Origin of the sequence: Bacillus sp. EKM501B, from assembly GCF_011800505.1 — a bacterium.
GTDB lineage: Bacteria > Bacillota > Bacilli > Bacillales > Bacillaceae_G > Bacillus_A > Bacillus_A cereus.
This window is the reverse complement of sequence record NZ_JAALFZ010000008.1, coordinates 44,684-69,171: the sequence shown is the minus strand read 5'-3', so window position 1 is coordinate 69,171 and position 24,488 is coordinate 44,684. Positions and strand designations below refer to the sequence as shown.

Here is a 24,488-nt window from a genome sequence, read left to right as displayed (position 1 = left end):
TATAATAGCGACGGTCTTTATTTCAATTCATTATAGAATTAAAGTGCTTGAGCTGCTGTAATTAAAGCTAACTTGTACACTTCTTCTTCGTTACATCCACGAGATAGGTCATTTACAGGCATGTTTAAGCCTTGTAAGATTGGTCCTACTGCTTCGAAGTTACCTAAACGTTGAGCGATTTTGTAGCCGATATTACCAGCTTCTAAGCTTGGGAATACGAATACGTTAGCATCACCTTTAATTGTAGAACCTGGAGCTTTTTTCTCAGCTACAGATGGTACGAATGCAGCATCGAATTGGAATTCTCCATCTAAAGTTAACTCAGGAGCCATTTCTTTTGCAATGCGAGTTGCTTCTACAACTTTTTCTGTTTCTGGAGATTTCGCAGAACCTTTTGTAGAGAAGCTTAACATAGCAACGCGTGGATCAATGCCGAATAACTCAGCAGTTTTCGCACTTTCGATACCGATTTCAGCTAAATCTTGGCTGTTTGGTGCAATGTTAATTGCGCAATCAGCGAATACATATTTCTCTTCTTCACGTACCATGATGAATACGCCAGAAGTTTTTGTAACACCTGGTTTTGTTTTAATAATTTGAAGTGCTGGACGAACTGTATCAGCTGTAGAGTGAGCTGCACCACTTACTAGACCGTGTGCTTTGCCCATGTATACAAGCATTGTACCGAAGTAGTTTTCGTCTTTAAGGATTTTGCGAGCGTCTTCTTCAGTTGCTTTACCTTTACGGCGTTCAACGAAAGATGCTACCATTGCATCCATTTCTTCGTATGTAGCTGGGTCGTAAATATCAACGCCTGCTAATGTTAAATTCATGCTAGCAGCTTTTGCGCTAATTTCTTCTCTATTACCAACTAAGATTGGTTTTACTAACTCTTCTTTTGCTAAACGCTCTGCAGCGCCTAAAATTCTTTCATCAGTTCCTTCAGGAAGTACGATAGAAATGCCTTTTCCTTGAACTTTTTCTTTTACTGTTGTAAATAAGTTGCTCACGAATAAACCCTCCTACATATGTTAAAAAAACTCTATCTTTAAGAATACTGCTTTTCTTCTATATTTTAAACTTATAGCTCCCAAAAAATAGATAAAATAAAAATGATTATATTTTCATAAAATTCAGTCGTTAAATTCACCTTGCTTAAACACTTAAATGTGACAATTTTATGCGCCAAGGTTTTATATAGATGATTTTAAAACTATATATGCTATAGTTAACGTGTAAAACTATCATTAACTGAGGTGAATAGAATGAGTGAAGCAACAACAACGTTAGATGGCTGGTATTGTTTACATGATTTACGTTCTATTGATTGGGCTGCATGGAAAACATTATCTAGCGACGAACGCGGACAAGCAGTGTCTGAATTTTTAAATGTCGTTGAAAAATGGAACGAAGTAGCTACTGCGAAAAAAGGTAGTCACGCAATGTATACAGTTGTTGGCCAAAAAGCTGATATTATGCTTATGATTTTACGTCCAACAATGGAAGAGTTAAATGAAATTGAGACAGAATTGAATAAAACAACTTTAGCTGAATATATGGTTCCTGCATATTCTTACGTATCTGTTGTTGAATTAAGCAACTATCTTCCAGCTGATGAGGATCCATACCAAAACCCGCAAATTTTAGCTCGCTTATATCCTGAATTGCCGAAAGCAAATCATATTTGCTTCTATCCAATGGATAAGCGTCGCCAAGGTGATGACAACTGGTACATGCTTCCTATGGAAGAGCGTAAAAAAATGATGTACAGTCATAGTAAAATTGGCCGTCAATACGCAGGTAAAGTACGCCAAGTGATTTCAGGATCTGTTGGATTCGACGATTTCGAATGGGGCGTAACATTATTCGCTGACGATGTTCTTCAATTTAAAAAACTTATATATGAAATGCGCTTCGATGAAGTAAGTGCTCGTTATGGTGAATTTGGAACATTCTTCGTTGGAAACATTTTACCAGACGAAAAAGTAGAGAAATTTTTACACATATAAATGGTGAAAAGGAACGAAATTCGTTCCTTTTTTTATTCTTCTCTATATTTATCCTCAAAAATCCCCTTTTTTCTGCACTTTTGAAGAAAAACCGACATTTTTTCAAATTTATTGTAAAATTGTAACCTTTTTATATGTAAAGATATGCTAAAATGATACGAGCTATATGCTAAATAACGATGCGAAGGTGATAATCTATATGAAAAAAATTTTGTCTATTTTACTATTGCTTGTATTGTCAATTTCTTCCTTAGGAGTAACAACATCCCATGCGGAAGAAAAAATACATATTGAGGCAGCCGCTGCACTTTTATTTGATGCAGATACAGGAAAAATACTTCACGAGCAAAATCCCGATGAATTGCTAGCTATTGCTAGTATGTCGAAATTAATTGTTGTTTACGCTGTTTTAGAAGCAATTAAAGAAGGAAAAATCACATGGGATACGAAAGTAAATATTTCTGATTACGCTTATGAAGTCTCTCGTAATAATGAATTCTCTAATGTACCGTTCGAAAAAGGACGTCAATATACTGTAAAAGAATTATATCATTCTATTGTTATATTCTCTGCAAATGGATCTAGTATCGCTTTAGCAGAACTTCTTGCAGGAAGTGAGAAAAACTTCTTAAATCTTGCAAATGAACATGCTAAAAAGCTAGGATTAAAGAAATATAAATTTGTAAACGCTACGGGCTTAAATAACGCTGACTTAAAAGGAAAACATCCTGAGGGTACTGATCCAAATGCAGAAAACTCTATGTCAGCTCGTGATATGGGTATGCTTTCAAAAGCAATGATTACAAAGTATCCAGAAATGCTAGAGGATACAAAACAAAGATTTAGAAACTTCCCAGACAATCACCCAAAACCAATTCGTATGGAAAACTGGAATTGGATGTTACCAGGAGCTGCTTTCGCTTATGAAGGTACTGATGGTTTAAAAACTGGAAGTTCTGATACAGCTGGATACGGATTTACTATTACTGCTAAACGTGGTGATGTACGTCTTATCTCGGTTATTATTAAAACAAAATCAATGGATGAACGTTTCACAGAATCTCGTGAATTAATCGAATATGGATTTAATAACTTTGAAAAACAAAAACTAAAAGTTAATAAGAACAATACAATCTCTGTAGTAAAAGGGAAAGAAGACCAAGTAACTGTTGCACCCGAAAAAGAAATAACAGTAATTGCGAAAAAAGGTAGCAAAGAACCTTATAAAATTGGGACTGAATTAGATAAATCTCTTGCTGAAGATGGACATTTAGTTGCTCCTATTAAGAAAGATGCCAAAGTAGGCTCAATTACTTTAGAATCAACTGATAAATATGGTTTCTTAGACGGTAGTAAAAGTATGAAAGTTACTGCAAAAACGACAGAGGAAGTTGAAAAAGCAAATTGGTTTGTGTTAACAATGCGCTCTATTGGTGATTTCTTCTCAAACTTATGGTCTAAAGTTTTTTAATAAAAAAGCTGGCTCACGCTAGCTTTTTTTATTTTCCGCTCTCAATGTAAAACTTCGTTTGGTTGTCATATCTGAGCCCTTTTCCTCATACGTATGAACTAGTAATTGTTACACACTTCATCTAGAGATAAACCTCTTTCCAAAAGGTATTCCAAAAAGAGAGGTGACACATAATGGGAGTTATTGCTTATAACGAAGAAGATGTAAAGTTGTTAGCTAGACTGATGCGTGCTGAAGCCGAAGGAGAAGGACAACAAGGAATGTTAATGGTCGGAAACGTTGGGGTAAATCGTGTCCGCGGAAATTGTTTAGACTTTAAAAGCATTCGTAATTTACGTCAAATGGTTTATCAAAACCCCGGCGGTTTTGAAGCAACGCAAAAAGGATACTTTTATCAACGGGCACGTGAACAAGATATTGCCCTAGCAAGACGGACCATTCAAGGGCAACGTTTTTGGCCTGCCAACTTTGCCTTATGGTTCTTTAGACCTGAAGGGGCATGTCCACCGACTTGGTATAACCAACAAAACTCTGGTCGCTTTAAAAAGCACTGCTTCTTCCAGCCATCTGCTGGAGACTGCCCTAGCGTATATTAAGGAATAAAAATGAGGAGGGATTTTTGAATGGCACAGCAACAAAATCCGTACTATGGAACAGGTTTTTATCAACCATCTGGAACTTATGTACAACCGCAACAAATGACTCAACAACAGCAGCAAGCGATGCAACAACAAACAGCTCAAGCTGCGCAAGCTCAATATGCAATTTCTCAAGGCATGTTACCTCTAGAGCAATCCTATATTGAAAATATCCTTCGTTTAAACAAAGGTAAGCAAGCTACGGTTGTAATGACTTATGAACGTGGCAGTTCCCTTGGTACACAATCTTATACAGGTATTATTGAAGCAGCTGGACGTGACCATATTGTTATTAGTGAACCGCAATCAGGAAAACGCTATTTACTACTAATGATCTACTTAGATTACGTAGAGTTTCCAGAAGAAATTACGTATTTACCTAGTCAACAAGCAACTTATACTCCAAGACCATAAAAAAAGCTGGCAAATGCCAGCTTTTGTTTTTTTATAATCCTTTTACAACTGCAGTCCCTACTAGAATCCACGCCACAATAAACGCTACACCACCAAGAGGTGTAATTGGACCAAAGAACTTAATGCCTGTCGTACTTAATGCATACAAACTACCTGAGAACATAATAATTCCAGCTACCATTAGCCAACCAGCAGTAGTTAAAAGTGATGATTGAACCTTATCCATCAATAAAGCAACTACGAATAGTCCACCTGCATGAAACATTTGATATGTAACGCCTGTTTTCCAAACTTCTAACATTTTTGCAGAAATTTTATTTTCTAAACCGTGTGCTCCAAAGGCCCCTAACGCAACAGATAGCCCCGCTGCAATACAACCTAGTAAAAAGAAAATTTTCATCTTAATTCCCCTTTTTTACCTTTATCATAAGCAATTTTTGCATATAAGCCAAACGATTTATCTTCTAAAAATCAAATAAAGAATTACCGTTTGCATCACTTTCTTTTATATATACTGGCTCCCCAGAAACAGGTGCAATTGGTTGCATAGTTGTTACTGGTTGTGATCCAATTACTTGCGATTGAATTTTCGGTTCTCTATATGTAGATGTTTCAACTTGTTCATCTAATAATAAGTCACATAAAGCACGCACAACTAATAAATGTTCTTTTGACTTTTGTCCTTCACTACTTTTTGCCTTCGCAATTTCATTCGCCATTTTATTTAAAATCTTGTCGCTAGATATTTGCATTCCTTATCACCTCGTACTTTGTAATTCTTTCTCGAATTGTCCCAATTTTTCTACTGAACCAAATACTATTATCATATCACGTTCTTTCAATTTTTCCTGCCCTGCCGGATTATGTATAATATTCCCATTTCTTGAAATCGCTAATATTGTTACATCAAACTGATTCCTTACATTACTCTCTAGTAACGATTTACCAACTAATATTGAATCTTTTCCAACTAGAATTTCTTCAATGACAAATGACTGTTCTACTCCATACAACACTGTATCAATATAATGAACGGTTAATGGATTTGCAATACCTTTTGCGATATGAATACCCGCCATACTAGATGGATTAATAACCTTATTTGCACCAGCACGCCTTAATTTCTCTTCAGTTTCTGGCTTTTCAGATCTCGCCACAATTTTAATCGTATCGTTTAACCCTCTTGCTGTTAATGTAATAAATACATTTTCGGCATCATTTGCAACAATAGCAACTAAACCAGCTGCTTTTAAAATTCCGGCATTATGTAATACTTGATCTTCCGTTGCATCTCCATGTACAAATAAAAGCTTTTCCTGCTCCAATATACTTTCATCTTTATCAACAACGACAAATGGAATATTCTTTTCTTGCAATTCATGTACAACTTGAAGCCCCACTCTACCGCAACCACATACTATAATATGATTTTTCAACTGCGCTATTTGTTTATCCATCTTCTTCCTCCGTACTGCATGAAATAAATTCCCTTCAATAATCATAGCTGCCACTACCCCAATTGCATACGTAACAATACCTACGCCAACAGGAATAATAAGAAGCGCAAATACTTTCCCCGTTTGCGTTACAGGAACGGCATCTCCGTATCCAACAGTCAATACAGTAATCATTGTCATCCAAAATGCTTGAAACAAACTAATCTCTTCAATCGTCATAAATCCTATCGTTCCTAGAATTACAACAAAAGTCATACATATAACTGCTATCCATAATTGCTTACGTGCATTCATACTGTGTTTCAACTCTTTTCTCTATCTACAATCTTTGCCAGTGGAAATAAAATACGTATATACTAGATACGGAATCTATGAAAGAGGTTGATATAATGAAGACATTTCTTTCCGCCTTACAATGGGCACTATTTATTTTAGCTGGAAGCCTTATTGTACCAATTAGTGTCGCAACTAGTTATGGTCTTAATGGCGCTGAAGCCATCGCATTTGTACAAAGAACATTATTTGTTCTAGGTTTTGCTGGTCTCTTGCAAGCTATATTTGGGCATAAACTTCCTATTCAAGAAGGTCCTGCTGGCCTTTGGTGGGGAATTTTCTCCCTTTACGCAAGTTTAGGCGTCGTACTATTTGGATCAAATAATGAGACACTTAAAGTTCTTCAATATGCTTTCTTATTAAGTGGTATTATTTGTATTATTCTTAGCGTTTTTGGACTTATTGATAAACTCGTTCGCTATTTTACACCGACAGTCATTGGAACGTATTTATTTCTTCTTGTCGCGCAGCTTAGTGGCTCCTTCTTAAAGGGAATGTTTGGCCTTGATGGAAAACATACAGAAGTACAACCTAACGTATTTATTCTTTCACTCATTGTTATTTTACTATCCTTTTTCATCATGAAGCTACCTATTATTGGACAATATTCCGTTCTTTTCAGTATCGTATGCGGCTGGATATTATTCGCATGCTTCGGATTATCTAATCCAATAACACCAGTGACAGACATAATCCGTTTTCCATCCTTATTTGTTTTCGGAATGCCTCGTGTTGAATGGAACATGGTAATTACGGTCATTTTCGTTACGCTCTTACTTCTAACAAATATGTTAGCAAGTATTCGCGTTGTACAAAAGGTTGTCTCTAAATATGAAGAAAACGCTGCATCAGATCGTTTTAAACAAGCTGGCATTATAACAGGAATCAACCAATTGCTAGGCGGCCTATTTTCAGCTATTGGGCCTGTCGCTATTTCTGGATCAGCAGGTTTTATTGCAACGACTAATATTTATAAACGTCTCCCGTTTATATTAGGGTCAAGCTTTATTATTGTCGTTAGTATATTTCCAAAGATTACTTCATTCTTTGCAGCAATCCCTGTTGCAGTTGGTTATGCCGCTATTTATCCTGTATTCGCAAGCATGATTGGCCTCGCCTTTCGAGAATACGAAACTGTCCAGGATAAAGAACGATTATTTAAAGTAGCCGGTCTTTCAATCTTTACGGGAGTCGGAGTTATGTTTGTTCCAGCAGGAGCATATTCCACACTTCCACCATTTCTAGCATCGTTTTTAAGTAATGGTCTCGTTCTTGGATCTGTAATGGCAATCTTGCTAGAAATACTATTTTCTCGTTCCACAGCAAAACAAATATCTTAAATTGGAAAACTTCCATTATTGCACTCTACCTTTAGAGTTGTTACGATAAAATCAAACTTTAATCATTGGGGTTTTATTCATCCCCAATGATTATTAACCAATATTATGAGCAACACACTCATAATAATTTATCTACTTCTTTTCAAAGAGGTTTGATGTCTTACTATTATTCCTCAATCTCTTCATGAACATGTATTTTGATTTCAATTAAAGAAAGGAATTTTCTATATGACTTATAAAATGATTGTTTTAGATTTAGATGATACTTTATTACGTGATGACCATACTATTTCACCTCGTACGAAAGAAGCGTTAATGACTGCACAAGAGCAAGGCGTAAAGGTTGTACTTGCTTCTGGACGTCCAACGTTCGGTATGCGCAATGTAGCGAAAGAACTTCGTTTAGAAGAATACGGCAGTTTCATTTTATCTTTTAATGGTGCAAAAATTATTAACTGTAAAACAAACGAAGAAATCTTTAGTAGTACACTATCTCCTGAAATCGTTCACAACCTATTTGAAATTAGTCAAACTGAAGATGTATGGATTCATACTTATATGGGCGATGATATCGTAACGGAAGAAAATAATCCTTATACTGAAATTGAGGGCGATATTACTGGTATGCCAATTGTTGTAGTAGATGACTTTAAAGCTGCAGTTAAAGAGCCCGTAGTAAAAGTATTAATGAATAAAGAAGCTGAACGCCTTGTTGAAGTTGAAAAGAAACTACAAAAACAGCTAGAAGGCCAATTAAGCGTGATGCGTTCGAAACCATTCTTCTTAGAATTTACTGAAGCTGGTGTTACAAAAGGAACGAGCTTAAACAAACTGATCCAAAAGCTTGGCATTAAGCGTGAAGAAGTTATCGCAATGGGCGATAGCTATAACGACCAAGCGATGATTGAATTTGCTGGTCTTGGCGTTGCAATGGGCAATGCACCTGATGATATTAAAGAAATTGCAAACTACGTAACAGATACAAACATGAACGATGGTGTTGCAAAAGTTGTAGAGAAATTCGTTTTAAAAACGGATGTACTTGTTTAATATTTTCATTCACAAAACCTATTTGAAGTCAAATACTTCAAATAGGTTTTTATTTAAATTCTCATGCTTTTGTGACTATATTTTGAACTTTGCACTATTCTCGTAGTGTAAACTTTCTTTTTGTATATAATGAAACAAAATAGACTATTTTATTTTGAAAAAGAATACAAATTTACTATATACAAGCATACGTTAAAGGAGGCTACTTTATGTTATCTACACCAATCGGACGATTAAGAGCAATTGGACTAGTTGAGGGTATTTCTTTCCTATTACTATTATTTGTAGCAATGCCATTGAAATATTTCGCAGGATTTGCAACAGCTGTTAAAATTACAGGCATGGCTCATGGTGTTCTATTTATTCTATTCATCTTTGCAGTAATTCAAGTAACAATCGTACACCGTAAATCAATTTTATGGGCACTTGGAGCATTTGTTTCATCAGTTATCCCATTTGGCACTTTTGTACTAGATGCAAAATTAAAGAACGAGCAACAATAATAATAAAAAGGTAGTTAACGACTGTTAACTACCTTTTCTATTTATAAATTTGGAATTTCCCAATCAATTTCTCTTTCGCCCATATTAGCTAAAATCGTATTTACTTTAGAATATGGCTTACTACCAAAGAAACCACGTCTTGCCGATAATGGGCTTGGATGTACAGATTCGATAATATGATGATTCGGATTCGTAATTAACTTCTTCTTCGCCTGCGCATGGCGCCCCCACAATATGAAAATAACTGGCTTTTCACGTTCATTCAACAGTTCAATTACACGATCTGTAAAGTGCTCCCATCCTTTTCCCTTATGAGAATTTGCTTCGCCTTGCCGAACTGTTAATACGGTATTTAGTAATAATACTCCTTGTTCCGCCCATTTTACTAAATAACCGTTATTCGGGATTTCATAACCATATTCATCTCGAAGTTCTTTATACATATTTAACAATGACGGTGGTGTTTTAACACCAGGTTGCACAGAAAAGCTTAAACCATGCGCTTGATTCGGTCCATGATATGGATCTTGTCCTAAAATAACAACCTTTGTATTTTCATAACTTGTATACTGAAGAGCGTTAAAAATATCTTCTACCTTCGGATAAACAACATGCGTGCTGTATTCTTCTGTCAAAAAACTGGATAGAGTAAGATAATACTCTTTCTCGAATTCTGGTGCCAATAGTGGCTCCCAATCATTCTTTAAAACATTTTCCATACTGTCACTTCCTGTCTAATTAATTCACCATATCCTGTCTTGTAAATACTACGAACGAAATAACAAGAGAAACAACTGCCCAAACAGTTAAATTCATCAAAGAAAATCCCATCGATAAACCTTGTAATGCAGGTAATTTTCCTGATAAATAATCCGTTAATGATAAATTCACACTAAAAATATATTTGGCGCCTTCCCAAGATGTTGCGAACGAGCTTAAAATACCGCCTGCAATTAATGCAGCTAGCATAACGCCCATACCAGCTGGTGTATTACGAATTAAAACAGAGACCATAAATGATATAGTTCCGACAACGATAGCAACAAACCATGCTAGTCCATACGCCATTAAGATGTATTGCCACTGCGGAATAAGATGCACAAAGTTCGTATTTAGCGTTTCCTTATCAATAACAAATCCTGTTAAAACAGGTAAATTCCATCCCGAGTATCCAAATACAAGCCCTGATAATATGTAAGCAAACAAACCTACAAGAAACAGTATGAGCGAAATGAAAAATAACATCGTCACGTATTTACTAAGGAGTATTTTCCAACGCCGAATTGGCCGCGTAAGTAACATCTTCATCGTCCCATCACTTCGTTCTCCTGAAACGATATCAATGGCTACAATCATTACAAGAAGCGGAATAAATAATGTAATTCCTTGTTCAATAAATGCTCTGACAAAAGTCGGTGCACCCGGTGCCATCGGATTAATATCATGATCTAAATAATATTGTTGTTGCTCAACTCTTACCTTTAACCAATCACGCCATTCTTCTGGCAACCTAGAATTGTTCAACCGGTTCTGAGAATCAACAATTTGCTGTTGCAATGAAACCTTCCAATCAGTTGTACCGAGTCTTTTTTGTGTCGTTTCTATTTCACGATACTGCGCATACACAAAAAGCGGGATCAAGATTGCTAAAATAAGCATGACAACAAAAATACGTTTCTTGCGGTAAATCTTTTCTGATTCATTTAAAACTAGATTCGCAAATTCACGCATGCTGCTCACCCCTTGTGAGTTCAATAAATAAATCTTCTAGCGTAAATACAAGCTCCTTAACGCTATGTACATCTATTTCATTTTCGACAAAGTGTTTATTCCAACTACTTATAGATGCAATATCCATGCGGCATAGTAATCGATCGCCTTCTACACTCACTTCCCTTACTTCTTCGGCCGCTTCTAGCATATCTTTCGCCTTAGAAATTGGTGTAACAATCCATTCTACACGATCACTTGCTGTTTTAATTAATTCTTCAACCTTGGCAACTGTTATCATTTTTCCTTTATGAATAATAGCAACGCGATCGCATATCATTTGCACTTCACTTAGCAAGTGACTTGAAATAAACACGCTCATATTTTCTTCTTTTACAAGCTTATGTATAAATTCCCTAAGTTCTCTAATCCCTGCTGGATCTAAACCATTCGTTGGCTCATCTAATATGAGCAATTTTGGATTCCCAAGGAGCGCCTGCGCAATTCCAAGGCGTTGTTTCATACCAAGTGAGTACGTTTTTACCTTGTCATGAATTCTTTCATCTAAATGAACCATTTCAGCAATTTCAATAATACGTTCATCTGATATATCACCTAACATACGAGCAAATTGCTTTAAATTTTCCCATCCCGTTAAATATGTATACAACTCTGGGTTTTCAACGATACTCCCAATTTGACGCATCGCTTCTCTGAAATTTTCCTTAATCGAATAACCACCAATAGAAATCGTACCTTCTGTCGCCTTAATCAATCCGACTAACATTCGAATGGTAGTCGTCTTTCCAGCACCATTTGGTCCTAAGAACCCGAACACTTCTCCTTGCTTTACATCAAAGGAAATATTCTCTACAAGAGTCTTCTTTCCAATTACCTTCTTCAAATCTCGTACGGAAAGTATCGTCGTCATTTTACCCCTCCTTGTTCTAGTTTTAATTTACTTACAACATTTTGAACTAAACGTTCTGCCATATACGTATAACCTACTTCGTTCGGATGAAAATGATCAGAGTATAATAAATCTTTCCCACGGTTTTGGAATAAATCAAATGTCGGTGTAATATATACATTTTTATCGTTTAGCGCTAACTTCTCTAAAGATGCATTCCAGTCCACAACAATGTTTGAAGACCCTTTTAAATCTTCTACATCTTCAAAAGGATTGTATAAACCAAGCCAAAAAATCGGACTATCTGTATTTAATTTACGAATTTCTTCTATAATTTTCTTTGCTTCATTTTGAAACGTTTCTGTGTCAGGACGATACGTCTCTAAATCTATTTTCCCAAGCGATTCCCAGCCTGGGAACAAATCATTCCCACCAATCGTTAACACGATTACATCTGCTTGCTTAATTGAATATTGAGCGCCATTACTTTCAATTTGTTTTAATAAATCGGGCATTTTTGCACCACTAACTGCTAAATTTGTTAATGCAATTTTTTGCTTATAATCTTTTTGTAAATCCTCTTTCATTCGCCCAACATAGCCAATTCCTTCTTTATCACCAACGCCACGCGTTAATGAATCACCTAAACTAACGATTTGTAACGTTCCCGTTTTCTTTTTCTCTTTTGCCACTACATCGGTCTTTTTAATTAAATTTGAAGCTTTCGGATTTAATACATCATTTACACCTGAAACAAAGCCATATGCAAATAAACAGAAAGATGCAATTGTAATGAGTAGAATTACTTTTACTACTTTTGATCTCATATCAAAACCCCTTTTAGCCCTCATAGATTGTCCATAATTATACCAAACGAAATTTTGAAAAGCGATTTTCACACCTTCTCAATTACGTCGTTTCTCTATTTACTAACTCTGGTAATAACTCTATATGCTTCACATCTAATTTCTCTTCATTAATCTTTTCATATAATAATTCAAACGCTTTTACTCCAACGTTTTTACTAGAATGCGAAATCGTCGTTATACCCAATATATCTGCCACCTCTTGATCATCACACCCGATAATCGTAATATCCTCTGGAATACGAATTCCTTGTTTTTTTGCTTCTGTAACCATCCCCGCTGCAATATGGTTACAAGATACAAGGAACGCCGTCGGTTTTACTGACATATGAGCCCATTCTCTAATTACATTGCGTCCATCTTCCACTGTAAAACAACCCTCAAATTTCCAGGTCTCTAACGGTGTTACGATACTCTGTTGAAGCGAATCTTCATATGCCTTCTTTCGTCTTTGGCTATTAACACTATTACTTCTTCCAATACAATATCCAATATGTGTATGACCGGCATCTATTAAGCTTTTCATCCCAAGTGAAAATACTTTGTAGTAATCGATATGGACACTTGAAATGCATTTTGAATCTATTTCTTCACACATAACAATCGGGCCGAATTTTGTATATTCTTCAAGCTTCTCCTTACTATTTGCCCGAGAACAAATAATAACCCCATCAAGCTTTTTCATTTTTAACATATTTAAAATCTCTAGTTCTCTTTCTTCGCTATAATTCGTCTGGCAAAGCATCATATTATAATTATTCTTTGCTGTCTCTTTTGATATCCCCTCGATAATAGCGCTATAATATTGATCATTTACGTGTGGCAATAAAACGCCAATTACATTCGTTTTTCCTTTCACTAAATGAATTGCATTCACATTTTGCGTGTAATTTAATTCTTCTATAATCGCTAAAATTTCTTTTCGTTTCTGTTCATTTACGTACGGATGATTATTTAGTACACGTGAAACAGTTGAAACAGATACTCCAGCAAGTTCAGCAATCTTTCTTATATTTGTCATCTCATTTTCCCCTTCTCACAAAAATTCTCCCTTGACCTGGTAAGCTTTCCACAATATATCCTTTCCTAGCAAATACATTTAGAAAGGATATACAACTATGCTTCGATTCAAATTAGAATATATATTTTTCATTGGCGGTTTACTCATTCTTGCCATCGGTATTAATATGATGACGACAATTACTTCCTTTGGACTTAGCCCTTATGATTCCTTCTTTATTGCACTATATCAAAATTTTGGCATAAGTATTGGTTTTTGGATTTTTATGATTAACTTTGCCTTTACACTTATCGTACTCTTTTGGAATAAAAAACAAATTACAATAGGTACAATTGTAACGATGGTTCTTATTTCTCTTTTTGTTGATTGGATTGGTTCCATTACAACTATTATGGACGCTATCCGCTCTCTTCCAAAATATATAACACTTATTTGCGGAAATCTATTCGTTGGAGCTGGAATTGGTCTTTACATCTCTACAAACCTTTGCGCAGCGCCTCAAGAAGCTTTCGTTTTAACGGTTGCTGAGAAGAAAAAATGGACGTTTAGAAGAACAGAGATTTCATTAGCCTTTTTATTTTTAACGTTAAGCTTTTTATTAGACGGACCTATCTATTTTGGAACAATCATCTTATCCTTTACAACAGGCTGGATTATCCAAGCATTTATTCAAGTTGGTACGCAGATTTTAAATAGAAAAGAGCCTATTAAGCAAGCTGCTTAATAGGCTCTTTCTGTTTTATGGTAAGGATACTACTTAGCATCCCCTTCAATTCGATAGTTCGCTTTCAAACAATCTATTTCTTCATACCCTTGCAACGTATGTAGAATATAATCATAATCAGCAAGAGACGCACGATGCGTTACAATTACAATTTCAGCCTTTCCTTTCTCTTCAAGCGGCATTTGAATAATTTTCTCAAAGCTAACTCCGCGCTCAGAGAACAATGAAGTAATTTTTGCAAATACACCAATTTCGTCTTTTACATGCAGTCTTAAAAACTTTTTCACGACAATTTCGTCTGGCTCTTTTAATACTTTTTGATATTGTGGGACTACAGCACTATTTCCTGTTACCCCTAATCTAATATTTTGCATTACAGCAACTAAATCCGAAACAACAGCTGTCGCTGTTGGTAAACTTCCTGCGCCTGGTCCATAAAACATCGTTTCCCCAACTGCTTCACCATACACATACACAGCGTTATATTCATTTTGTACTGCCGCAAGAGGATGTGTATTTGGAAGTAAAGTTGGTTCAACTGTAACCTCCAATTTTTCACCATCTCGTTTTGCAAGACCGATTAATTTAATTGTATAACCTAAGCTCTTACTATATTCAATATCTTCCTCTGTAATAGAGGTAATCCCTTTTACTTTCACGTCTCCAAGCTCTACATTTGTAGAGAAACCGAGAGTAGCTAAAATCGTCATTTTTCTTGCTGCATCTAAACCTTCTACATCTGATGTTGGATCTGCTTCTGCAAATCCAAGTTGTTGGGCTTCTTTTAACACGTCGTTATATGCTCTCCCTTCGTCTGACATTTTCGTCAAAATAAAATTTGTCGTTCCATTTACAATTCCCATTACTTTCGTAATAAGATCTGAGGAAAGTCCTTCTACGATACTGCGTAAAATTGGAATTCCCCCTGCCACACTCGCCTCATAGAATAAATCAGCCTTATTATCTTTTGCTGTCGCTAATAATTCAGCTCCATGTAATGCCATTAAGTCTTTATTTGCAGTTACAATATGCTTTCCGCTTTTTAAAGCTTGTAAAATATATGATTTTGCATCATCAATGCCACCCATCACTTCAATGACAACATCAATATTTGGATTATCTAAAATTTCATTTGCATCTTGTGTTAATAGAGTAGAAGGTACCTCTACCTCTCTCTCTTTCTCAATGTTTTGCACTAATACTTTCGTTACCTTCACTGGACAACCTACTTGGTGTATGAGTCGTTCTTGATGATCCGTAATAATACGAACCACACCACTGCCAACTGTCCCAAGACCTAATAACCCAACTTGAATTTCTTTCATAGTACTGTCCACCCCTCAAAAATTGTGTTTAGATGAAATTATATGAGTAAAAAATCTGAAAAACAATGTATTTTGAACATTCGGAAAAATAAAGTTTAATCTTTACAAGGAAAACGTTGCCACGTGTTACACAATCCTTCTTTACAATATATAAGGGGTTTCTTGATACACGTAATAATTCAACCAATTAGAAAACAATAAATTACCATGACTCCTCCACCTAACAAGCGGCTTTTCATCTGGATTATTATGTTTAAAATAGTTTTTTGGCACATCAATATTTAATCCCTTGTCACGATCTCGTTCGTATTCTTGTTTTAACGTCTCACAACTATATTCGCTATGTCCAAGGGCAAACACTTGCCTTCCTTCTGGCCCAATAACAAGGTGAACACCTGCTTCTTCAGAGTTTGCTAACAATGTTAAGTCTTTCACTCCTCTAATATCATTCTCTCGTACTTCTGTATGACGAGAATGCGGAGCAAAAAACAATTCATCAAATCCTTGTAACAATTTCACATGTTGCTCGCAAACTTCATGTTCAAATACACCGAACATTTTTTCCTTAAGGGGATACTTTGGAACACCATAATGATAGTACAAGCCAGCCTGTGCTCCCCAGCAAATATGGAGCGTAGATGTTACATTCGTTTTTGAATACTCCATAATATGTTTAAGCTCTTCCCAATAATCTACCTCTTCAAAAGCAAGGGTCTCCACTGGCGCTCCTGTAATAATGAGCCCATCAAACTTTTCATTTTCAATATCACGAAACGTTTTATAAAAGCTTGTTAAATGTTCTTGCGTTACATTACGAGATAGATGTGATTCCATATGAAGCAAATGAACATCTAATTGTAACGGTGTGTTTCCAATTAAGCGAAGTAATTGCGCCTCTGTGTCTTGCTTCGTTGGCATTAAATTTAATATAGCAATTTTCAAAGCGCGTATATCTTGTGTTTCCGCTCGCTCCTTCGTCATTACAAAAATATTTTCTTTTTGTAACACTTTGCGAGCCGGTAAATCTTTATCAATTATGATCGGCATGTGTTTTGCCCCCAACTAGAGCTGCTTCCAAATCTGCAATAATATCAGAAACATCTTCTATACCAACTGATAAACGAATTAAATCAGATGTAACACCAGCTAAACGCTGATCTTCAGCATTTAATTGTCTATGCGTCGTACTAGCAGGATGTATAACGCAAGTTCGTGCATCAGCTACGTGTGTTACAAGAGTTGCTAGTTTTACATTTGCGATAAATTCTTTTGCTGCTTCTAATCCGCCTTTAATACCGAAAGTTAAAACACCACTAGCACCTTTTTTCAAGTACTGTTGTGCCAATGAGTAATTTTCATTACTATCTAAGCCCGGATAATTCACCCATTCAATACGTTCATGATTAGCAAGCCACTTAGCAACTGCAAGAGCATTTTCACTATGACGTTCCATTCGTAAATGCAATGTTTCTAAGCCAATATTGCTAATATATGCATTGAATGGGCTCATACAATTTCCATAATCTCTTAATAGCTGAACACGTGCTTTCACAATATACGCTGCTGCACCAAAGTTTTGAACGTAACTTACACCGTGATAACTTGGATCTGGTTCAACAAGTTCAGGATACTTTCCATTTGTCCAATCAAAGTTTCCACCGTCAATTACAATACCGCCTAAGGAGCTCGCATGCCCATCGATATACTTCGTCGTAGAATGAACAATAATATTTGCCCCATGTTCAAACGCCTGGCATAAATAAGGAGTTGCTAATGTATTATCAACGATAAAAGGTACCTCTAATTCTTTAGCAGCAGCTGAAAATTCTTTAAAATTTAAAACATTCATCGCTGGATTTCCTAACGATTCTGCATAGATAAGTTTCGTCTTGTCATTAGCAAGCGCCGTAATTTCATCTGCCGTTAAATTTGGATTAAAGAACGTAACATCAATACCCAGTTTACGCAAACTCACTCCAAATAAATTAAACGTTCCCCCGTAAACCGTTGAAGAACAAAGTAAATGATCCCCACTACTACAAATATTTAAAACTGCGAGCATAATAGCTGCTTGCCCAGAAGCCGTTGCAACAGCTCCTACACCGCCTTCTAAATCTGATAACTTCTGCTCAAATGCGGCTAGAGTAGGATTTCCAATACGTGTATAAATATATCCTTCTGCCTCTAAGTTAAATAGGGCTGCTAAATCATCTGAAGTATCGTATTTATATGTTGTACTTTGATAAAGTGGTAAAACACGTGGTTCACCATTTTTTGGCGTATAGCCACCTTGCACACAAATTGTTCCTTTTCCCCATGATTCTCCCATCTCTCATTCTCCTTTCTTTTATACAAAATAAAAAACTGCCCCTTTCCTGAAAACAAGAAAGGAGCAGTTTGAAAACACGCTCTAAAGGCTCTTTCTTATCTCTCAGGATTACTACCTGCAGGATTTGGCACAATTCCGTTATACGGCTGTTGCCAAGGTTTCATCGGGCCTGTCCCTCCACCTTTTCTTGATAAGACTATGCAATTACCGTTGATTTTATAGCAATAATTTCCTAATGTCAAACAGTTTTTCTGAATGTTCTAAAATAAATGTTAACAGTTTCATATAAAGCAACAAAAGAAATATATTCTAGTCTATTTCAAAAAAGACCTTTAAAAACCTCAAATCAGTCTATAAAATTAAATAAGTAATTTAACCTATAAATTCAAATTCCCCTAAAGTTAGCCTATATATTGAATAGGCCATCTTCTCAAAAAGATACTATATATATTCAATCCATTTTTCACTAGTATATTTCACTTTTTTACCTACTAAGATTTACATAACGGAGGTATAACATGACAAATAAAAAAGATATGCAGTACATACTTGCTCTATATGGCATTCTTCTAGGATCTATAGTAGGAGCTACAGTCTGGTTATTTTTAGTCACAATAAATATTGGAATCCACTTTATTTGGGGATACTTGCCTGAAGTTCTCTCTTTTCCCTCTTATTACACCCTTTGCGTAACAATAATTGGCGGGGTCCTTGTTGGTCTATCACAAAAACATTTCGGTACATACCCACGCCTTATGCCTGAAGTGATGGCTGAATATAAAAAAACTGGTCGAATCGAATATCGCTTTGTCCATCAGGCTACTTTAACAGCGATTATTGTTTTAATTTTCGGTGCTAGTCTTGGTCCAGAAGCCGCACTAGTTGGAATTATAGGCGGACTGTGCACATGGGTAGGGGATCGCTTTAAATTTGCCTTAAAGGGTATGAATGAGCTAACCGAGATCGGAATTGGAGCTACTTTAAGTGTCATTTTTAACGCACCATTATTCGGTTATTTAGCACCAAATGAAAATGAGGGGGAACAAATTGCTGCTTTTTCTAAAGGAAAAAAGGCGATTGTATACTTAGCTACTACTTTCGCAGGTTTTTCTGTTTATTTACTACTGAGTAAACTCGATAATCGTGGATCCTTTATTGTTGATTTTGGGGAAGGTGCACTTTCTTTCAATGAATGGATCGCATTTCTTCCACTTGCTAGTATCGGTGCTATAGTTGGTTTCTTTTATTTCAAGTTAGAATTCACATTAGAGAAGTTAATTCACCCTTTTAGGGAATACAAACTGACACTCGGAATTATCGGTGGTATTTTATTAGGAATTGCGGGAACTTTTCTTCCGTACACATTATTTTCAGGGGAACATCAATTAAAAGAATTAGTTGTTGAATGGAGCCATTTATCTTTTTGGATACTACTTCTTTCAGGGATTTTAAAGTTGTGCATTACTGCCGTTTGTTTGAACACAGGGTGGCGAGGTGGACATATCTTCCCAATTATATTTTCCGGGTCAAGTATCGGATACGCTGTAGCATCTATTCTTCCTATAGATCCAGTAGCATCTGTTGCCATCGTAACGACAGCAATTTCAAGCTATGCGTTACGAAAGCCAATAGCTATAACATTACTATTACTTATGTTTTTCCCGCTTAATTTACTATTGCCCATGCTTGGTGCAGCTGCTATCGGGAATGCCTTTCCGCTGCCAAAACATAACGAAAATAAAAATTAATAAAAATAGGCAGTGGGGATGAAAGCTCCACTGCCTATTTTTTTATTACACATGCTGCTTTAATAACGCTTCTAACTCCTCAAAATTATGCACTTCATATGTCGGTATAATCCCACTATCATTTAATTTCCTTTCTGGATTAAACCAACAAGTATCAATTCCCGCTACATATCCACCTTTAATATCCGCGCTTAATGAATCTCCAATAATCAGCCCTTCTTCAGGTGCAAAGTTAGGAATCCGTTCAAAAACATAATCAAAATACTCTTTCATCGGCTTTTGAAAACCTGTATCTTCCGAAACAAAAACATCTTTAAACAATGAATGTAACCCTGCATTACGCAAACGTTTATCTTGCGTCTTAGAAACACCATTTGTCACTATATACAACTCATACTCCCCTTGAATTTGATTTATAAATTTAAACGCACCTTGCATGAGTTGATTTCCTTCTTCTAAGTAGTTACGGTAATTATTTTCGAATAATATTCCGTCTACTTCTTCTCCATACTCTTTAAACAACAGAGAGAATCGTGTATTTACAACTTCATTGCGTGATAGTTCACCTTTTTCAAAAGCATCCCAAAGACCTTTATTTATTTTTTTATAACGAGCCTCTATCTCGTCTGTTAAAGGGATTCCCTTCTCTTCAAAAAGCACCCGTAAAGCCACTTTTTCAGCCTTTTGGAAATCTAATAATGTATCATCTACATCAAATAGCAATGTTTTATATTTTTTCATAAACTCATCACACTCTCTTTTCTACAAAAACAAATTTACATAAATCGTATCATTCCTTCTTGTAAAGATAATAGGAGATATCTCATACTATACATAGGGGTGAAAATATGAAAATCAGCAAAAATGAGGAAGAAATTTATCAATACATGCAAATCCATCAATTCCATACCCTATTTTCATTTCATGTCTTGCCATATGTAGAGCTACATTCTTTTCAAACGAAAGAGATGATATGTAGCGAAGGAAATACTCTCCCTTATCTCTATTACTTAATTTCTGGGAAGGCAAAAATATATATGAGTCATAAAAACGGGAAGGTTTCATTAATTAATTTTATTCAAGCACCATCTTTTATCGGGGAATTAGGATTAATAGGAGTAGAAAATATTACTAAGTCCGTTGAAGTACTAGAAGATTGTGTGTGTTTGGCACTTCCTCTTAAAGATTGTCAGCAACTTTTATTACAAGATGCAACGTTTTTACAGCACTTATGTAAATTTATTGGAGAAAAGACAATTACTCGCACTGAAAATTACGCAAAAAACTATAGTTATCCTTTTGAAAATCGATTAGCTGCTTTTATTTTATTAACAGAGCAAAATAATTGTTATATAGAAAAGCATACCGAGGCCTCGGAATATTTAAATGTCAGCTACCGTCATCTTTTATATGTATTAAATCAGTTTTGCCAACAAAATTATTTAAGAAAAGAAGGCCGAACATATTATATACAAGATCGAAATACATTAGAAAAACTTGCTGATGAACTAAAAATATAAAAAAACAGCATTAACGTTTACATGTTAATGCTGTTTTTTCGAGTGACGATTATACTTTTAATTAAAATTTACTTGCTACTTTAGCTGCTTCTTCAAGACCTGCAGCAATGATTTCTTCTGCTTTATCTGGGAATTGGTTATGCCCTTCAATAACTACTGTTTCCATGTTTGTTGCGCCGAAGAAGCCCATCATACTTGCTACATATTTAACAGCCATTTCTACCTCAGCTGCTGGACCTTCTGAATATACGCCGCCTCTTGCATTTAATAATGCAATCTTCTTATCTCCGATTAGGCCAACTGGACCCTCTGGCGTATATTTGAACGTTTTACCAGCACGGTTTAAATAATCAATATATGTGTGCAATACTGCTGGAATCGTTAAGTTCCATAATGGGAAGCCGAAAACAACTTTATCAGCTTCTAGGAATTGATTTAAATACTTATCAGCAACTGCTACTGCTTTTGCCTCTTCTTCTGTTAAATCAAATCCTTTACCTACCTTGAATGTACCATTAATCATATCTACGCCTACATATGGTAATTCTTCTTTATATAAATCAAGTTCTACTACTGTATCATTTGGGTGTGCTTCTTTATAGTTTGCTAAAAATGCCTCATATAATTTTACACTAACTGCTTGTTCCGCTGGACGGTTATTTGCTTTAACGAATAAAACTGTTGCCATTATTTATTCCTCCTAGTACTCACTCTTATGTTGTTATATGCTTTCAAAAAAGGTATCCCTTGTAATTGTTGTTTTGTTGCTTACAAACATATTTTATCTTTATATAATGACAATTTCGTCCTCACATAGACGTATTTTTCCATAAAAAAAGTCCACCTTCCAAAGGCGAACTTGGTCTTACGACTTTCGTCTTATACAATTCCATTTTTCACTGCATATAATGCCGCTTGCGTACGATCAGATAAATTCAACTTACTCAAAATGCTACTTACATGCGCCTTAACCGTCTTTTCTGTAATAACTAAAACAGATGCAACTTCCTTATTGCTCATCCCTTTCGCTAATAGCTGCAATACTTCATTTTCTCTCGCTGTTAGCACATCCACTTGAATAGAAGGTTCTTCTTCCTTTTCTTCTACAGGTAATGTTTGAGAGAGAAGAGCATTTGCTATATCCGGATGTAATTGAATATTACCTTTATATGCGCTTCGAATAGCCTCAACAAGCTGATCTGGTTCTACATCTTTTAAAATATACCCACTTGCTCCAGCCCTTAATGCAGGTAACACATGCGCCTGATCAGAAAAGCTAGTTAATACAATTACTTTCACATTTGGATACTCTTTTTTAATATATGCCGTCGCCTCAACACCATCCATTTCAGGCATGTATAAATCCATTAATATAACATCGGGAGTTGTTTCTCCTACTTTCACTAACGCTTCTTTCCCATTATTCGCTTCTCCAACTAACTCTAAATCTTCCTGTGTACTTAAGAAAAATGCTAATCCTTTTAAAACGACTGTATGATCATCAACTAACAATACTTTTATTTTCACAAACTTCCCTCATTTTCACATCATAATGGTACATTTACTTTTACGCTCGTTCGTTTATTACTACTTACAATTTTAATTGTTCCACCAACTAATTCTACTCTTTCACGCATCGTAGTCATACCTAGTGATTTCTTTTCTTTTATATTCTTTTCCACAAATCCCTTTCCTTGATCAACTATTTCTAATGATACATTTTTCTCATTCACTGTAAAATAAATCGTTGCTTCTTTTATACCTGCATGCTTACTTACATTGTTCAGTGCTTCTTGGCCTATGCGCCACAAAGCTTCTTCTACTACACGAGGTAAATCACGAACACCCGTAACTTGCTCCCTAATTTTCAGTCCCAAATTTTCACCGTACTGCTTTAGAGCTGGCAATAATCCTTTTTCTAATCCCGCCGGACGAAGCTGCCAAATTAATGTCCTCATTTCTTTCAAAGCTCCTTGCGCAAGTTCACGCATCTCATGCAAAGATTGATCTACCTTTTCATTTTTACCTTTTAAAACTGCCTCGGCGCCTTTTGTCATGAAGGTTAATGAAAATAATTTTTGCGAAACAGAATCATGTAAATCTCTTGCTAACCGATTTCTTTCTTCCATTCGCACAAGTTCACGGCGCTGCTCGTTTAACCTCAAATTCTCTATTATTAACGAAACATGGTTCGATAATGCTTGAATTACGTCTATTGTATTAGCATCAAACTCTCCATTATTCAGGCTAACACATAAAACACCAAATATATGGTTTTGAATATGTATTGGTGTAGCAATAACAGCTCGATTTAGATGTACATTATGTCCTATTTGATGTTTTATTAGAACTGGTTCATCTTGTTCTAACGCCCTCTTGGCCGCCTCTTTTATATCCTCTTTTAACTCTTCCTGAACGTAAGACGCTCGCAGAGATAATTCTTTTTCCTCCCTAATAAAAAGCGCTACTTGATTCCATTGAAATACTTCACCTACGTGATTTACCACTTTTTCAGGTAGTACATTAAACTTATGAATCGTTTTTAAATCTTGAATGAAACGCTCTAATTTCACATAATAATGTGCTCTTCTCTTTTCATTTTCATATAATTTTGTTCGCTTTAAAGCCGTACCAATTTGGAAGGCAACCGATTGGAGTAATACTAATTCTTCTTCTGAAAAATGTGTTTTACCCGGACTTGCAACATTTAACAACCCAAATTTTTCTCCCCCAGCTTTTAAAGGAACCGTAGCATGATGAAGAATGCCCTCCGTATCCCCCCAATTATATTCAATTGCATTATTAATTCTTTTACATTCAATAATATTAACGGCTCTCTCTAATTTTCCATCTACAAAACCTCGTAAACACCAACATTCACCTTCGCACATCGGGCGTTTATTTTCATATGTAAGTGCCTCTGGTAATTGATAATCAATTAACTTCGTATACTTCCCATTTTCATCCGCAAGAAAAATCCATCCTGTCGTTAAACCTGTTACACTTAGTAATTTCTCTAGGACAGCTTGCAATACATGATATGTATCATTTGATGTATTTAATGTTTCTGCAATTTCCTTTAATATAACTAATTCATTTGTACGATTATCTCGAAACATA

The 24,488-nt window shown here is 35.7% G+C and carries 26 protein-coding genes and 1 riboswitch; of the genes, 10 read left to right on the top strand and 16 right to left on the bottom strand.

The window, feature by feature from the left end; genetic code table 11:
• Positions 1-38: 38 nt before the first annotated feature.
• The gene (pta, locus tag HFD78_RS16600) at positions 39-1,010 is read right to left on the bottom strand and encodes a phosphate acetyltransferase (protein ID WP_000067225.1); all 972 of its coding nucleotides are present in this window, start codon (positions 1,008-1,010) and stop codon (positions 39-41) included.
• A gap of 255 nt (positions 1,011-1,265) precedes the next feature.
• Here pta and hemQ point away from each other — a divergent pair, with 255 nt between their 5' ends.
• The 4 genes from hemQ (at position 1,266) to gerQ (ending at position 4,532) form a co-directional block, all read left to right on the top strand.
• Entirely contained in the window at positions 1,266-2,009 is a 744-nt protein-coding gene (gene hemQ, locus HFD78_RS16595) for a hydrogen peroxide-dependent heme synthase (RefSeq protein ID WP_001287595.1), read from the top strand.
• 199 nt (positions 2,010-2,208) lie between these two features.
• A complete protein-coding gene (locus HFD78_RS16590; protein WP_000722867.1) occupies positions 2,209-3,480 on the top strand; it encodes a serine hydrolase in 1,272 nt (423 codons plus the stop codon).
• 173 nt (positions 3,481-3,653) lie between these two features.
• Entirely contained in the window at positions 3,654-4,076 is a 423-nt protein-coding gene (gene cwlJ, locus HFD78_RS16585) for a cell wall hydrolase CwlJ (RefSeq protein WP_000538167.1), read from the top strand.
• Between the two features lie 27 nt (positions 4,077-4,103).
• A complete protein-coding gene (gene gerQ / locus HFD78_RS16580) occupies positions 4,104-4,532 on the top strand; it encodes a spore coat protein GerQ (RefSeq protein WP_000068652.1) in 429 nt (142 codons plus the stop codon).
• A 31-nt stretch (positions 4,533-4,563) separates the two neighbouring features.
• Here the strand turns inward: gerQ and HFD78_RS16575 are convergent, their stop codons facing one another.
• The 3 genes from HFD78_RS16575 to HFD78_RS16565 all read right to left on the bottom strand — a co-directional run bounded on the left by HFD78_RS16575 (position 4,564) and on the right by HFD78_RS16565 (position 6,283).
• Entirely contained in the window at positions 4,564-4,932 is a 369-nt protein-coding gene (locus tag HFD78_RS16575) for a DUF423 domain-containing protein (RefSeq protein WP_000688315.1), read from the bottom strand.
• A gap of 64 nt (positions 4,933-4,996) precedes the next feature.
• Positions 4,997-5,284, bottom strand: a complete 288-nt coding sequence (locus tag HFD78_RS16570; protein ID WP_001167349.1) for a YwdI family protein — start codon at positions 5,282-5,284, stop codon at positions 4,997-4,999.
• Positions 5,285-5,290: 6 nt separating this feature from the next.
• Positions 5,291-6,283, bottom strand: coding sequence for a potassium channel family protein (locus HFD78_RS16565; protein WP_000993988.1), 993 nt, complete (start codon positions 6,281-6,283; stop codon positions 5,291-5,293).
• Positions 6,284-6,378: 95 nt separating this feature from the next.
• On the opposite strand from HFD78_RS16565, the gene HFD78_RS16560 reads away from it, so the two are divergent.
• The 3 genes from HFD78_RS16560 to HFD78_RS16550 all read left to right on the top strand — a co-directional run bounded on the left by HFD78_RS16560 (position 6,379) and on the right by HFD78_RS16550 (position 9,215).
• Positions 6,379-7,662, top strand: a complete 1,284-nt coding sequence (locus HFD78_RS16560; RefSeq protein WP_000847044.1) for a purine/pyrimidine permease — start codon at positions 6,379-6,381, stop codon at positions 7,660-7,662.
• Positions 7,663-7,890: 228 nt separating this feature from the next.
• The gene (locus HFD78_RS16555) at positions 7,891-8,712 is read left to right on the top strand and encodes a Cof-type HAD-IIB family hydrolase (RefSeq protein ID WP_000221395.1); all 822 of its coding nucleotides are present in this window, start codon (positions 7,891-7,893) and stop codon (positions 8,710-8,712) included.
• A 209-nt stretch (positions 8,713-8,921) separates the two neighbouring features.
• On the top strand, positions 8,922-9,215 hold the full coding sequence (locus tag HFD78_RS16550; protein WP_000953396.1) for a DUF3817 domain-containing protein: 294 nt from the start codon (positions 8,922-8,924) through the stop codon (positions 9,213-9,215).
• A gap of 41 nt (positions 9,216-9,256) precedes the next feature.
• Here HFD78_RS16550 and HFD78_RS16545 read toward each other — a convergent pair whose 3' ends face one another.
• Genes HFD78_RS16545 through HFD78_RS16525 form a run of 5 tightly spaced genes read right to left on the bottom strand, consistent with a single transcriptional unit; the run spans position 9,257 to position 13,722 of the window.
• Positions 9,257-9,934, bottom strand: coding sequence for a uracil-DNA glycosylase (locus HFD78_RS16545; protein ID WP_000432520.1), 678 nt, complete (start codon positions 9,932-9,934; stop codon positions 9,257-9,259).
• A gap of 19 nt (positions 9,935-9,953) precedes the next feature.
• Positions 9,954-10,946, bottom strand: coding sequence for an ABC transporter permease subunit (locus HFD78_RS16540; protein ID WP_001206477.1), 993 nt, complete (start codon positions 10,944-10,946; stop codon positions 9,954-9,956).
• Positions 10,939-11,856 carry an ABC transporter ATP-binding protein gene (locus HFD78_RS16535; RefSeq protein ID WP_000207719.1) on the bottom strand — a complete coding sequence of 306 codons (918 nt, stop codon included), beginning with the start codon at positions 11,854-11,856 and terminating at the stop codon, positions 10,939-10,941. The genes HFD78_RS16540 and HFD78_RS16535 overlap by 8 nt, the downstream gene beginning before the upstream one ends.
• Positions 11,853-12,734, bottom strand: coding sequence for an SGNH/GDSL hydrolase family protein (locus HFD78_RS16530; RefSeq protein ID WP_002022849.1), 882 nt, complete (start codon positions 12,732-12,734; stop codon positions 11,853-11,855). The genes HFD78_RS16535 and HFD78_RS16530 overlap by 4 nt, the downstream gene beginning before the upstream one ends.
• A 10-nt stretch (positions 12,735-12,744) precedes the next feature.
• Positions 12,745-13,722 carry a LacI family DNA-binding transcriptional regulator gene (locus tag HFD78_RS16525; protein ID WP_000181959.1) on the bottom strand — a complete coding sequence of 326 codons (978 nt, stop codon included), beginning with the start codon at positions 13,720-13,722 and terminating at the stop codon, positions 12,745-12,747.
• 97 nt (positions 13,723-13,819) lie between these two features.
• On the opposite strand from HFD78_RS16525, the gene HFD78_RS16520 reads away from it, so the two are divergent.
• Entirely contained in the window at positions 13,820-14,446 is a 627-nt protein-coding gene (locus HFD78_RS16520; protein WP_000943410.1) for a YczE/YyaS/YitT family protein, read from the top strand.
• Positions 14,447-14,475: 29 nt separating this feature from the next.
• Here HFD78_RS16520 and HFD78_RS16515 read toward each other — a convergent pair whose 3' ends face one another.
• The 3 genes from HFD78_RS16515 to HFD78_RS16505 all read right to left on the bottom strand — a co-directional run bounded on the left by HFD78_RS16515 (position 14,476) and on the right by HFD78_RS16505 (position 18,100).
• Complete coding sequence (locus tag HFD78_RS16515) at positions 14,476-15,771, bottom strand: homoserine dehydrogenase (RefSeq protein WP_000659107.1); 1,296 nt, start codon at positions 15,769-15,771, stop codon at positions 14,476-14,478.
• Between the two features lie 141 nt (positions 15,772-15,912).
• On the bottom strand, positions 15,913-16,818 hold the full coding sequence (gene metA, locus HFD78_RS16510; RefSeq protein ID WP_001121538.1) for a homoserine O-acetyltransferase MetA: 906 nt from the start codon (positions 16,816-16,818) through the stop codon (positions 15,913-15,915).
• Positions 16,802-18,100, bottom strand: coding sequence for a bifunctional O-acetylhomoserine aminocarboxypropyltransferase/cysteine synthase (locus HFD78_RS16505; RefSeq protein WP_000504780.1), 1,299 nt, complete (start codon positions 18,098-18,100; stop codon positions 16,802-16,804). Before HFD78_RS16505 ends, metA begins: the two co-directional genes overlap by 17 nt.
• A gap of 92 nt (positions 18,101-18,192) precedes the next feature.
• Positions 18,193-18,297, bottom strand: a riboswitch (SAM riboswitch).
• A 321-nt stretch (positions 18,298-18,618) separates the two neighbouring features.
• Here HFD78_RS16505 and HFD78_RS16500 point away from each other — a divergent pair.
• Entirely contained in the window at positions 18,619-19,848 is a 1,230-nt protein-coding gene (locus HFD78_RS16500; protein WP_000182464.1) for a chloride channel protein, read from the top strand.
• A gap of 45 nt (positions 19,849-19,893) precedes the next feature.
• Here the strand turns inward: HFD78_RS16500 and HFD78_RS16495 are convergent, their stop codons facing one another.
• Positions 19,894-20,589 (bottom strand): YjjG family noncanonical pyrimidine nucleotidase, encoded by a 696-nt coding sequence (locus tag HFD78_RS16495; RefSeq protein WP_000760189.1) that lies wholly within the window; start codon positions 20,587-20,589, stop codon positions 19,894-19,896.
• A gap of 107 nt (positions 20,590-20,696) precedes the next feature.
• On the opposite strand from HFD78_RS16495, the gene HFD78_RS16490 reads away from it, so the two are divergent.
• Positions 20,697-21,368 carry a transcriptional regulator YeiL gene (locus HFD78_RS16490; RefSeq protein ID WP_000703312.1) on the top strand — a complete coding sequence of 224 codons (672 nt, stop codon included), beginning with the start codon at positions 20,697-20,699 and terminating at the stop codon, positions 21,366-21,368.
• A gap of 61 nt (positions 21,369-21,429) precedes the next feature.
• Here HFD78_RS16490 and HFD78_RS16485 read toward each other — a convergent pair whose 3' ends face one another.
• From HFD78_RS16485 to HFD78_RS16475, 3 genes are all read right to left on the bottom strand, one after another.
• A complete protein-coding gene (locus tag HFD78_RS16485; RefSeq protein WP_000246735.1) occupies positions 21,430-22,056 on the bottom strand; it encodes an FMN-dependent NADH-azoreductase in 627 nt (208 codons plus the stop codon).
• A 191-nt stretch (positions 22,057-22,247) separates the two neighbouring features.
• Positions 22,248-22,895 carry a response regulator gene (locus tag HFD78_RS16480; protein WP_000695813.1) on the bottom strand — a complete coding sequence of 216 codons (648 nt, stop codon included), beginning with the start codon at positions 22,893-22,895 and terminating at the stop codon, positions 22,248-22,250.
• Positions 22,896-22,915: 20 nt separating this feature from the next.
• Positions 22,916-24,487 (bottom strand): GAF domain-containing sensor histidine kinase, encoded by a 1,572-nt coding sequence (locus HFD78_RS16475; RefSeq protein WP_025966827.1) that lies wholly within the window; start codon positions 24,485-24,487, stop codon positions 22,916-22,918.
• Position 24,488 lies beyond the last annotated feature (1 nt).